This is a genomic window from candidate division WOR-3 bacterium, assembly GCA_016867815.1.
Classification (GTDB): Bacteria; Hydrothermota; Tepidihabitantia; order Tepidihabitantales; family Tepidihabitantaceae; genus UBA2258.
The window spans coordinates 1-11,901 of record VGIR01000042.1; the positions used below are offsets into that span (position 1 = coordinate 1).

General features: G+C 63.0%; 11 protein-coding genes. 1 reads left to right on the top strand and 10 read right to left on the bottom strand.

Annotated features, from left to right (window positions below):
• Window positions 1-197 precede the first annotated feature (197 nt).
• Window positions 198-806 (top strand): glutaredoxin, encoded by a 609-nt coding sequence (locus FJY68_07780; GenBank protein MBM3331732.1) that lies wholly within the window; start codon window positions 198-200, stop codon window positions 804-806.
• Window positions 807-916: 110 nt separating this feature from the next.
• Here the strand turns inward: FJY68_07780 and hflX are convergent, their stop codons facing one another.
• The 10 genes from hflX to dnaJ form a co-directional block, all read right to left on the bottom strand.
• Window positions 917-2,266, bottom strand: a complete 1,350-nt coding sequence (gene hflX / locus FJY68_07785; GenBank protein ID MBM3331733.1) for a GTPase HflX — start codon at window positions 2,264-2,266, stop codon at window positions 917-919.
• Window positions 2,167-2,748 carry a CDP-alcohol phosphatidyltransferase family protein gene (locus tag FJY68_07790; GenBank protein MBM3331734.1) on the bottom strand — a complete coding sequence of 194 codons (582 nt, stop codon included), beginning with the start codon at window positions 2,746-2,748 and terminating at the stop codon, window positions 2,167-2,169. Before FJY68_07790 ends, hflX begins: the two co-directional genes overlap by 100 nt.
• The gene (rsmI, locus tag FJY68_07795; protein MBM3331735.1) at window positions 2,717-3,379 is read right to left on the bottom strand and encodes a 16S rRNA (cytidine(1402)-2'-O)-methyltransferase; all 663 of its coding nucleotides are present in this window, start codon (window positions 3,377-3,379) and stop codon (window positions 2,717-2,719) included. Before rsmI ends, FJY68_07790 begins: the two co-directional genes overlap by 32 nt.
• A 93-nt stretch (window positions 3,380-3,472) precedes the next feature.
• Complete coding sequence (locus tag FJY68_07800) at window positions 3,473-3,892, bottom strand: YfcE family phosphodiesterase (protein MBM3331736.1); 420 nt, start codon at window positions 3,890-3,892, stop codon at window positions 3,473-3,475.
• Window positions 3,889-5,700 (bottom strand): sigma-70 family RNA polymerase sigma factor, encoded by a 1,812-nt coding sequence (locus FJY68_07805; GenBank protein ID MBM3331737.1) that lies wholly within the window; start codon window positions 5,698-5,700, stop codon window positions 3,889-3,891. Before FJY68_07805 ends, FJY68_07800 begins: the two co-directional genes overlap by 4 nt.
• Window positions 5,600-7,303, bottom strand: coding sequence for a DNA primase (locus tag FJY68_07810; protein MBM3331738.1), 1,704 nt, complete (start codon window positions 7,301-7,303; stop codon window positions 5,600-5,602). Before FJY68_07810 ends, FJY68_07805 begins: the two co-directional genes overlap by 101 nt.
• Window positions 7,303-9,687, bottom strand: a complete 2,385-nt coding sequence (locus tag FJY68_07815) for a hypothetical protein (protein ID MBM3331739.1) — start codon at window positions 9,685-9,687, stop codon at window positions 7,303-7,305. Before FJY68_07815 ends, FJY68_07810 begins: the two co-directional genes overlap by 1 nt.
• Window positions 9,688-9,740: 53 nt before the next feature.
• Window positions 9,741-9,935, bottom strand: coding sequence for a 30S ribosomal protein S21 (rpsU, locus tag FJY68_07820; GenBank protein ID MBM3331740.1), 195 nt, complete (start codon window positions 9,933-9,935; stop codon window positions 9,741-9,743).
• An 81-nt stretch (window positions 9,936-10,016) separates the two neighbouring features.
• Window positions 10,017-10,760 carry a 16S rRNA (uracil(1498)-N(3))-methyltransferase gene (locus FJY68_07825; protein MBM3331741.1) on the bottom strand — a complete coding sequence of 248 codons (744 nt, stop codon included), beginning with the start codon at window positions 10,758-10,760 and terminating at the stop codon, window positions 10,017-10,019.
• Entirely contained in the window at window positions 10,757-11,893 is a 1,137-nt protein-coding gene (gene dnaJ, locus FJY68_07830) for a molecular chaperone DnaJ (GenBank protein MBM3331742.1), read from the bottom strand. The genes FJY68_07825 and dnaJ overlap by 4 nt, the downstream gene beginning before the upstream one ends.
• Between the last annotated feature and the right edge of the window lie 8 nt (window positions 11,894-11,901).

Here is an 11,901-nt window from a genome sequence, read left to right on the forward strand (position 1 = left end):
CCTGCAATAGCTCCAAGGCATCCTCCTGATCCAGCGAAGCCAGCACCTGCCTGCCTGCCGACCTGACGTTCCGACTTGCAGCCGACGACCATCTCCGGTACTTTCTCACAGCGGTTCTCCTTTCATAACATTCAAACAACCCAGATGCTACCATCCGGGCAGGGGAACCGCTACTGATTTTCAACTAAGACAGGGACATCCTCCTGGCTCACCCCGTGAGAATAGTACTATTCAAAGAGGAGAGTGGGTGTCAGTTCTGCAAGGAAGCAGTAGGCTTGGCTCAGGAGTTGGCCCAGCTGTCTGGTAAGTTGACCGTCGAGATCATGGACCTGCAGAAGGATGCCCCCAAGGCCGCTGAATACCACGTAGACAAGGTGCCCGCCTTTGTCGTGGCCGGCGAAAGAGACTACGGCATCAGGTACTATGGGGTGCCGGCTGGTTACGAGTTCACGACCCTGCTCACGCTGGTGGAGCTGGTGGGCAGCCGGGACAGCGGACTGCAGCCGGAGAGCAGGTCAAAGCTCAGCAACCTCACCTCTGCCCTCGACCTGCAGATGTTCGTAACCCTCACCTGCCCGGTATGCCCCGTCGCCGCGGTCACCGCAGCGCGTGTCGCGACCGAGAGCGACAGAGTATCGCTCAGTATCATCGACGCAGCCGAGTTCCCGCAGCTTGCAGGCCTATACAATGTGATGGCCGTGCCGCGAACTGTGGTCAATCGCGTCCACTCCTTCGAAGGCGCTCTGCCCGAAGCTCGGTTCGTAGAAGAGGTGCTGAAGGGGGCGTCAGGCCTGGTCGCGCTCTAGGACCGAGCTGAATCGTACCAGCAGGACACCAGGCACCAATTCCTGGGAGTCCGACTAGACTCGGTGTCCTTGTGACTCTGTGGTGAAACTCGAGTCCCGGTCCGAGCCGACTATCCCCTCAGCGCGGCGTCGACTCTGGCACGGGCGCGAGCAAGGGAAGGTTTGAACCCGGTCACCTTCAGCCTTAGCTTCCCCTTGAGCTTCTGTTGCTGAACAACCCGCCCGGCATAGTGCAGTAGGCTGACGAGGTCCAGCCGTTGCTCGGGCACGGTGAACGTCCGGGTTATCATTCCCTTCTCGACCCGGCGCAGCAGCTCGGCCTTGAGTCCCTCGATTCCCTCGCCGGTCGCCCCGGACACGAAGGCGGCACCGGCGTAGCTGCGCTTCAGCCGCTTCAGCACCGCGTCGTCGAACACGCGGTCAGTCTTGGTGAAGACCATCATCACCGGTTTGTCGCCGGCGCCGATCTGGCTGAGCGTGTCGTTGACCGCATCGATCTTCCGGTCTGCCTGCTCGTCGCCAGCGTCGACCACGTGCAGAACCAGGCTTGCGTCGAGCACCTCGGACAGCGTGGAACGGAAGCTGGCGACCAGCTGCGTGGGCAGGTTGCGGATGAACCCAACCGTGTCGGTCACCAGCACGCTCACATTACGTGCCAGCGCCCACGGCTTGGTGTTGGGGTCGAGTGTGGCGAATAGCTGGTCCGACACCTTCACTTCGGCGCGAGTCATGCGGTTGAGCAGCGTTGACTTGCCCGCGTTGGTGTAACCCGCAAGCACCAGTCGATACATGTCGCTGCGCCGGTCGCGCTGGATTTTTCGCTCGCGGTCTATCTTCTTGAGGTCCTTGCGCAGAGCAGTGATCCGCTGCTCGATCTTGCGGCGGTCGACTTCGAGCCGGGTTTCTCCCGGGCCGCGCGTGCCGATGCCGCCCCCCAGCCTCGACATCTCGACTCCGAACCCGGTCAGCCTCGTCCGCTGGTACTCCAGCAGGGCCAGTTCGACCTGGATCTTGGCCTCGGATGTCCGCGCGTGCAGGGCGAAAATGTCGAGAATCAGCGCCGCCCTGTCAATCACCCGGACCTTGACTGCATCCTCGAGGTTGCGCTGCTGGGTCGGCGTAAGCTCTTCATCGAGTATCAACAGGTCGATACGGTGTACGCGGCAGGTTGAACGGAGGTTCTCGACCATCCCCTTGCCCACGAGCGTAGCCGGGTCGAGTTTCGGCCTGATCTGGATGAGTCGCTCCACTACTTCGCCACCGGCAGTCGCGGTCAGGGCCGCCAATTCCTCGAGGGAATCGGCCTTTGACCAACGTTGCCGACTGGAACCAGCTACTCCGACCAGCAGAATCCGCCAGCTCACGATGCGGGACTCCGCTGCGCGAGTACGTGGATGGTACGGTGGACAACGGTGACGAAACTGCCGAGCGCGATTACCCCGAGAGCAGTCGGCATCCAGGTACGCCCGAGAATGAACGCACCGAACAGAAGCACAAGCACCCGGACTGGACGCTCAAAGAACCCGACCTTGCACTCCCGGCCGACGCCCTCGGCCCGCGCCCGGACATAGCTGACCATCAGCGAGAAAACGAGAGCGACAACAGCCAGCAGTCCATACCAGGAATCGCGGTAGAACCAGTAGAGCCCTACCAGCACAAACGACTCGCTGAGCCGGTCTACCGTAGAATCGATGAAAGCGCCCAGGGCACTCGACGTGCCGGTCCGGCGCGAGAGCTCGCCGTCGAGCGTATCGCAGAGCCCGACCAGCGCGACCAGCACACCGCCGAGCATGAACTGCCCGACGGCAAAGAACCCCCCGGCGCCGATGCTCAATGGCAACGCGAATACGGTAACTGCCGTCGGCGACACGTCCATCGCGGCCAGCAGGCTCACCAGCGGCCTGAGCAGCCTACGCCCCTGCTGCTTCGTCTTCTCGTTCATCTTCCTCTTCTCCGGCACCGGCGACAACGACTACGACCTCACCCTTCAGCTCTCGGTCGCCGATCCGCGCCAGCACTTCGGTCAGCTTTCCGCGCAGCACCTCTTCGAACCTCTTGGTCAACTCGCGACACACCACCACGTCACGGTCTCCCCAGAGTTCGAGCATCTCCTCCAGCAGCCGCTTGGCGCGGCGGGAAGCTTCGCAGTACACGGTGGTGCGTTCTTCGCTCTTGAGCGCGGCCAGGCGTTTGCGCCGCCGGCCGTCGCGCTTGGGCAGGAACCCCTCGAAGGCGAACCGATCCGAAGGCAGACCCGAGACAACCAACCCGGCGAGCAGCGCTGACGCCCCGGGGACCGGAATCACGGTGATGCCGGCCTGAACCGCGGCCCGAATCAGGTAGAACCCAGGGTCGGAGATTCCGGGAGTCCCGGCGTCGGTTATGAGCGCAATGCTCCTGCCCTGCTGCAGTTGCACGAGCAACTCGGGAGTCCGACTCACCTTGTTGTACTCATGGTAGGAGGTCAGCCGATTCCGGATGTGGTAGTGCTGCAGAAGCAGGCCGCTGTGTCTTGTATCCTCGCAGGCGATCATGTCGACTGCCTTCAGGACCTCGACCGCGCGATTGGTCATGTCCGCGAGATTGCCGATGGGAGTCGAAACAACGTAGAGGCCAGGAGCAAGACGGGCCTGCCCCCCATCTGCGTGCTGGCTCAATTCCCCTGCCTACAGGTCAAAGACCTCCACCTCGGCGGTCTCAGTATCGAGAAGAGCTGCCGTCGACCGGCCGAAGAGCCAGCCGCAGGCTTCGCCCGGATTGATGATGACCGGACGGCTTCCCTCGTGCCGCAGCTGGTGGGAAACGACAAATCGCCGCCCCCCCTGCTCGAAGCCTAGTGGCCCCTCGTCAGACGCGAACCCGAGCTCTGCGGCGCGCCGTCGCAGCCCAACCCGGTCGCCGTCGCAGTTCCCGAACACGACCGAGACGGGCATGCTCAGGCTTCTCATCTCGCTGAGCACAAACTGCGCGACCACGTCCCCGCAGTGCACAACCCGGTCCGGCTTGAGTCGGTTGAACAATGCGACCGCGCTCCGCACCTTGTCCAGCCGGTCGTGCGTATCCGAGATGATCCCGATTCGACTCATTGCAGCAGGTCGCGCAGCGGCTCAAACCTCCGCAGCCGCACCGGGTGGCGCAGCTTCTTCAGTGCCTTGGCCTCGATCTGCCGGACCCGCTCGCGCGTGATGTTGAAGATCTGGCCGACCTCTTCCAGCGTTCTCGGGCAGCCGTCGCCGAGACCGAACCGGAGCCGGAGCACCTTCTCCTCGCGCTTGGTCAGCACGGCGAGCGCCTCCTCGAGCTTCTCACCCAGCAGCGACACGCCGGCGGCATGCGACGGCGAGGCGGTCTTCTCGTCGTAGATGAAATCGCCGATGAAGCTGGTCTCGTCGTCGTCGACCGGCTTGTCCAGCGAGACGCCGAACTGGGATATTTTGGACAGCGCCTCGATCTTCTCCTTGGGAGTCGAGAGCCGCTGGGCCAGTTCGGCGATGGTCGCTTCCCGGCCTTGCTTCTGCATGAACTGGCGCTGGATCTTCGCGACCTTGTTGATCGCATCGATGATATGGGCCGGGACCCGCACGGTTCGCGACTGGTCGGCAATAGCCCGGGTGATCGCCTGCTTTATCCACCACGTGGCGTAGGTAGAGAACTTGAACCCCTTGCGGTAGTTGAACTTCTCGACCGCCTTGATCAGGCCAACGTTACCCTCTTCCAGCAAGTCGGCGAACTCCAGCCCGCGGTTTGCGTACCGCTTGGCAATGGAGATGACCAGTCGCACGTTGCCCTCGATCATCTTGTCACGAGCTGCAAGAATCCGGTTCTCGCAGAGCGCGATCTCGGTCAGCACCTTCCTGACATCGGCGGTGTTCCGGTCCAGGAAATCGTGGGTCTCGCGCAGCTTGCGCCTGACCTCGGTGACCTCGGGGGTGCCCTCGCGACCCTCGGCCTTCGCCACCAGCAGTTCGTGCGCCAGGCCGAGCGCCTCCATACCCTTCGCCTTAAACTCATCGATGAGGTTGTTGATCAGGTGGTGCTGTAGCGACAGCGTCTGGACCCGGCTGAACACGACCCTTTTCGAGTCGGCAATGTACTTTCGGACCGACGGCGATGGCTTACGCTGCTTCAGCTTCTCGATCTTGTCCGCCTCGCGTCTGATGTCGCGCAGGCAGCGGATGAAACGCTGCCGATCACGCCAGAGAGCCTTCTTGTCGAACAGGCACTCGAATTCGACGCGCGCGATCTGGTCCAGCGACTTGGTGCCTTCTTCGATAGACCAGCACTCTTCAACCAGGCGACGCATCATCGATATCGGGTCGAACAGGTATTTGATGATGCTCTTGTATCCTTCCTCCATCTCCTTGGAGTAGCGGATCTCCTCCTCGCGCGTCAGCAGCGGAAGCTTGGAGAGCTCGCGGAAATAGGACTTGGTCGGGTCTTCGGTCCGCTGGATTATCGGCTTCGGACCCTTCTGGATGACCGCCTCCGGCTCTTCCGCCCGGGTCTCCGTCATCATGATGCCGCTGCGGACAAGGCCGGCCACGACCTCCTCGAGCCGATCCGTTGACATCAGAACATCATCGGGAACCAAGTCCTCCAGTTCCTCGTAGGTAATCCGCTTGTCGCCTGACGCCTTCTCGTAGACGGTATCGAGCCACGGCTCGCGGTCTGTCATCTCCCGCGCCTTGCGTCCCCGGCCGGGCGGGCGACCGGGCCCGCGTTTGCCGCCAGCCGGTCGTTTGGCTCCGGCCTTCGCAGCAGCCGGAGGCCGGCCCAGCCGCTTTCTCTCCTTTTCACTCTTCATGGCGCGTGCTCCTTTCCTTCGCAACTTCCTGAAGCAGCTTGCTTCTCTCTTTCTGCAAATCCTCAACGGCCGCATCATCGCCCCTCGCATCGGCTTCCTTGAGCCGGCGGTGCAGCCAATCCGCCCGGAATCTCCTCACTCGTTCCTGGAACTCGCCCGGAGTCGGCACATCATCAAAGGTCCAGGCGGAAACCAGCCTCCGCATGTCATCATCGCCAATCAAGCCGAGCACCAATCCGGCGTTGAAGCCGGAGTCTTCGCAGTGATCGGCCGCCAACCTCGCGATGGGCCGCAGTTTCTCATCCTGCAGGAGATCTGCCAGTCCCAGGTCCCGCGCGATCCGCGCCAGTTCCTGAGTCTGGATTGCCGAACCCAGCAGCTTCTCCTCCACACCACGAATGGCTCCGGCTCGGGTCGCTCCGGACTTCTGCTGACCTGCGCTGCGCAGCAACACCGTCTTGCTGACCCGGAACCGGTCAGCAATCCGGTTGGCGTACAGTTCGCGGGTCGTGTCATCACCAATGAGCCGCAACAGCCCTACCAACTCGCCCAGGACCGCCCTCTGCTCAGCGACCCGGGACAAATCTCTGCCCGCGAGCACGAACTCCACCCAGTCCTGGCCGCCTGCCAGTAGCTCGAGGAGTTTCTCCTTCCCAGACTGGCGAACGTACGAGTCCGGGTCAGTAGCGTCCGGCAGCAACGCAACCTGCGGCTCAATGCCCGCAGCCAGCAGAACCTCAGTCACCCGTCGCGCCGCCTTCCGGCCGGCGCTGTCCCCGTCGAAACAGACCGTGATACGCGCGTTGTACCGACGCAGCAACTGGGCCTGGCTGGCCGTGAAGGCCGTCCCCAGCGGCGCAACCACATTGTTGATGCCTGCGTTCACAAGCGACAACATGTCAAAGTTGCCCTCGACCAGTATCGGTATCTGCTCCCTTATGTACCCCTTGGCCTGGAACACTCCGTACAGGCTATCGCCCTTCCGGAAGACGGCCGTCTCGGGCGAATTCAGGTACTTCGGCTCGCTGTCATCGAGCACTCGACCGCCGAAGGCAATGACCTTGCCCGACAACGAGAATATCGGGAACATCAGCCGGCCGTGGAACCAGTCCACCAGCCCCTCCGGCCGCTGCCCGCCGCCCCCCATCCCGTACCCCTCAACTGCCCTAAGCAAGCCTGCCTCCACCAACAGGTCCTCAGACCAGCCCCGGCGCTTCGCCTGCCCGCGCAGGATATTGCCCGCCGGCGCGAAGCCCAATCTGAACCTCAGGACCGTCTCGGCACTCAGCCCGCGCTTCTCAACATAGGCAACTGCTGCCGGTGTCTTCGGGAGCTGCTGCTCGAAGAACTGGCAGACCTGGTCGCAGATGCTGTACAGCGCCTGATTCCTGCCCGACGCCTGCTCGGTCTCGACCGTGATTCCCAGCCTCTTCGCAAGAAACCTCACGGCCTCCGGGAACTCGAGCTTCTCCGTCACCATCACGAAGTTGATGGCCGTCCCCCCGGTCCCGCAGCCGAAGCAGTGATAGGTCTGCCGCTCTTGATTGACGTGGAACGAAGGTGTCCGCTCGGAGTGAAACGGACACAACCCCTTGTAATACCGCCCGGCCTTCTTGAGCGGTACATAGTCCCCGACCAGCTGGACAATATCTGTCTGCGTCCGTACCTGCTCGATGACTTCCTGCTTGATCATCAGGCGCTCTTCAGCTTCACAACGGTCACGCCACTCCCACCCGCGGCCGGCTCGGCAAGTCTGACCGCCTCGATGCGTCCATCCCGCCGCAACCTCTCCCACAGCGCCCGCCGCAGCACTCCCCCGCCCTTGCCGTGGACGATGGTCAGCTCGGCCGAGCCTGTCATAGAGGCCTCATCAATGAACCGGGCCACGGCGTCGTCCGCCTCCTCTCGGGTCATTCCGCGAACGCTCAACCTCGTGTCGAACATGTAGGGCTCCGGTTGAACCTGGTCCGCCTCCAGCTTCACTTCCGCGGGTTTGACAAGACGAAGATCGGCCAACGCCAATTCCACCCTTATCTGACCGAAGGCAACCACCGCCAGGTTCTCTCTCACCTCCACAACCACGCCCTGCCTGCGAAACGTGTGCGACTCAACGTTGTCCCCGGCCTTGAGCCCCTCGGGCACCGCGCCCGGCAGACCGGGTTCCTCCGCCGCAGAACTGACCTCTGCCAGCGCCTGCTCCACGTGCTGCTTGGCGGCGACAACGCTTTCGTGACTGGCCTTCTGCTCCCTTATCTGCCTGACAAGGTTCTCGATCTCACGCCGCTTCTCTCGCAGAAACCGATCCTCGTCCGCCCGCAGCCTTTCAGCCGCCCCCCTGGCTTCGGCTCTGGCTTCGCGTAGCCGAGTATCATAGTCTTGACGCAACTTCGCCGCCTGCCGTTGCTCCATTTCGGCGGCCGACCGCGCCACCTTGGCCTTGTGCAGTTCCTCATCCAGCGACCTGAGTTTCGCGCCCAAATCAAGCCACTCATGGCCGATTCTCGCCCTTGCCCGCTCGATGACTCCCGGCGGGAGTCCGGCTCCCGCGGCAATCTCGAAGGCACTCGACTCACCGGGGAATCCCATCTTCAGCCGGTACGTCGGCCCAGCGGGTTGACGATTTCTGATCGTCGATTGTCGACACTCGTTCCGCATTCGACATTCGACATTCGCCATTTCCTTGTGTCCCCACTCCATGGCGGCATTGGCCATGCCCGGCTCGTCCTGCGCGAACATCTTCAGAGCCCCGAAGTGGGTAGTCACAACGCTCTTCACGCCCCGGTCGCGCAGTGACTCCAGCACCGCGACTGCCAGAGCGGCGCCTTCCTCCGGCGCGGTCGAAGAACCGATCTCATCGATCAACACCAGGCTCTCGGCATCGGCCCTGTCCAGAATCTCCTTCAGCCTGCCGACGTGTGCGGTGAACGATGACAGGTCTGAGTCAAGCGACTGCTCGTCGCCGATGTCGGCAAAGACGCGTCGGAAGATCGGCAGTCGCGTTCCGCTCGCAGCCGGCAGATACATCCCGGCGTTCAGCATCAGCGACAGCAGCCCCAGCGTCTTCAGCACGACCGTCTTGCCTCCCGCATTGGGCCCGGAGATCAGCACCACCTGCGCTGCATCCGGGAACCGGATGTCCAGCGGCACCACGTTCACCTTCCGATGCAGGAGCAACGGGTGCCTTGCTTTGACCAACTCGAACCCGCCGCCCGTGTTGACGTCCGGCCTCCGGCAATCGAACCTCGCAGCGAACCTGCGTTTGGCGACCAGCAGATCCAGCGCGCCCGCCACCGCCAGGGCGGAAGACAACTCCGGAACATGCTCGGCAACAAGTCGAGAGAGCGCCCTCAGGATTCGCGCTACCTCTTCGGCTTCTGCATCCTGCAGCTCCTGTAGCTCATTCCCGTCCCCGACCAGCGACAGCGGCTCGACAAACAGCGTCTGGCCGCTGCCCGAGCTGCCGTGAATCACTCCCGGCACACCGGCTCGGTGCTCAAGCAGCAATGGGAGCACGAACCTCCCGCCTCTCACCGTTGGTATGCCGCCGAACCAGCCCGGGTTGTCGGCCGCCATCCGCTCGAGCTTCCTGACGAGAGCGTTGCGCAGGCTTCGCAGCCGGCGCCTGATGTCGGCCAGCTCCGGTGAAGCCGAATCACGTACTGCGCCAGCCTCGTCGATTGCGTCGTCGATCCCGCGCTCGAGCGACGGCTGCTGCACCAAATCCCTTACCAGCGACCTGACGTTGACCACTTCCTGCCGCTGGTTCGCAAAGAACTCGCGGCATTTCCGAATGCCGGTGCAGGCCAGGCGCACACGCAGCAACTCCTCACCCGTAAGCTGACCGTAAGCACGCAGTTGCTCAAGCAGCGGACGCACGTCCTTCACTTCGGCAAGCGGCGGCTCATCGCTTAGGCTCGCGACCTCGTCCAGCCGATCCAGCTCTGTCGCTACCTGCCGGGCGTCCGCCGACGGCTCAAGCGCCGATGCGCGCTCACGGCCCATGTCCGTCTGACAGAGGCCGGCCAGGATTTCACGCACGCGCGTGAAACCCAGCACCTCAAGCGTATGACTATCCAAGTGCGGCTCCAGGGGGACAGGCCTGCTGAGAACGGTCCCCCGGCTTGTTCCTATTACTCGTCGTTTTGTCTGCGGCGGAACGCCCGACGCCGTGACTCAGCCTGCTTCCGCTTCTTCTTCTCGCTCGGCTTCTCAAAGAACTCGCGGCGCTTCACTTCCCGCAGAATCCCGGCATTCTCACATGCCCGCCGGAATCGACGGATGAAGCTCTCGTAGGATTCGCCTTCCTTCACTGTAATACCTACCATGACTCGATCGCACCTCCTTTCAAAGTCGCTTGGACTGACCAGAGAAAACAACACGCAAGGCTAAACGCCACAGAATACATTCTACCCCAGATCGCCCAGTAGACCTAGGGTTACTGCTGCGACGGCAACCGCCGCCGTCTCTGCCCGCAGCCGGCGCGGCCCCAGTGAAAACGACATCGCGCCCGCACCTTTCAGGGCCTCAACCTCCAGCGGCTCGAATCCGCCCTCAGGTCCGACCACGACCAAGAACGAACTGGCATCCCGCTTCAGCACTGCCTGCAATCCAGGACCGGTTTCGTCTTCGTAGGCGACCAGAACCTGGTCGAACTCGCTGCTCAGCTTGAGCAGACTGTCGAATTCGACCGGCGCATCAATTGTCGGCAGCACCGTCCGGGTCGACGACTTCAGGGCCGCCAGAGATACGGCACGGAGTCGTTCGAGCCGGGCCGGACTCAGCCGTCCGACTACGCGCGCGCTCAGGAAGGGCGCAACACGGCTCACTCCCAGTTCGGTTGCCTGGGAACAGACCTGTGCCAGGTGGTCGCCCTTCAACACCGCCTGCGCAATTGCCACCCGGTGCTTTGGTTCACGGACACCGGCCCGGGTGCCCAGGACACGTCCCACAACCCGGTCCGCCCTCACTGCGGTCAATTCGACTTGGTATTCGGTTCCGGCGCCGTCAACCACACTCATCACACTGCCTACGTCGCGCCGCATGACCCGGGCGATGTGGCGGGCCTCAGGGCCGGTGATGACAATCTGCCCGCCTGCTGGCGCGTTCCGGGTGAAGTACGACTCGCTGTGTCGCTCGGCGTTCTCTGTCATCGCGCAGGCTTTCTCGGCGCCGGCGTCTCTTCGCTCTTCGACTCGTCCAGCTTCTTCAACAGGCTCTTCTCTTCGCGCGACAGCCGTTTGGGCACGTGGATAACCACCCGCACCAGAAGGTCACCCACCCCACCGTCAAGGTGCTTTATCCCGGCCCCGCGGATGTGCAGCACCGCGCCGGACTGCGTACCGGCCGGGATTTCCACTTCCTTCTCGCCGCCAAGGGTCGGCACTTTGAGCTTGGCTCCCAGAACTGCATTCGCGATGCTGACCGGCACCTCGACCGCAACGTCATCGCCCTGCCTGAGGAAGAGCGGGTGCTCCTTTTCCTCGAACTGCACGAGTACGTCGCCGTTGCCGGCCGGACCGTAGTGTCCTTCGCCGTGTAGCGGCAGGTAGTGGCCAGCCGAAACTCCGGCCGGGATCCTGACCTTGAGGGTCCGTGGCTTCCGCACGCGTCCATCGCCCGAACAGGCCTTGCACGGCTCCTTGACGCGTTCACCCGTGCCGCCGCAGTCTGAACACGGCTGGACCTGAACAAACTGCCCCAGAAACGAACTCGCCCGGTGCTGGACCTGGCCCTGGCCGCGGCAGGCCGCGCAGGTTTCCTTGCCTTTGCCGCCTTCGCCCGCGCACTCCTGGCAACGCTCGAACCGGTTGAAGCTCAGTTCCTTGGTAACTGATTCAGCGATCTCGTCGAGGCCCAGCCGCACCGAAATCCTGATGTCACCTCCGCGCGAGCGCCGGCGCGACTGCGTCCTGCCGCCGACCAGCAGGTCGAATAGGCCGCCCCCACCACCCACGCCGAATCCCTGTAGCAGGTCTCCGAACAAATCGGAGATATCGTCCACGTGTGTGAAATCGCGCCGGAAGTCAAAGCCCCCGGGCCCAAACTGGCGCGACACACCTTCGTGACCGTACGTATCGTAGAGCTTTCGCTTCTCCTTGTCAGCCAGGACTTCATATGCTTCGGAGAGTTCCTTGAACTTCTCCTCCGCCTGCACGCGGTTGTCCGGATTGCAGTCCGGGTGATGCTCCTTGGCCAGTTTGCGGTACGCAGACTTGACTTCGTCATGGGAAGCGCTGCGACCTATGCCGAGGACCTCGTAGTAGTCGCGCCTTGTGGTGGCCATGCTGTCGC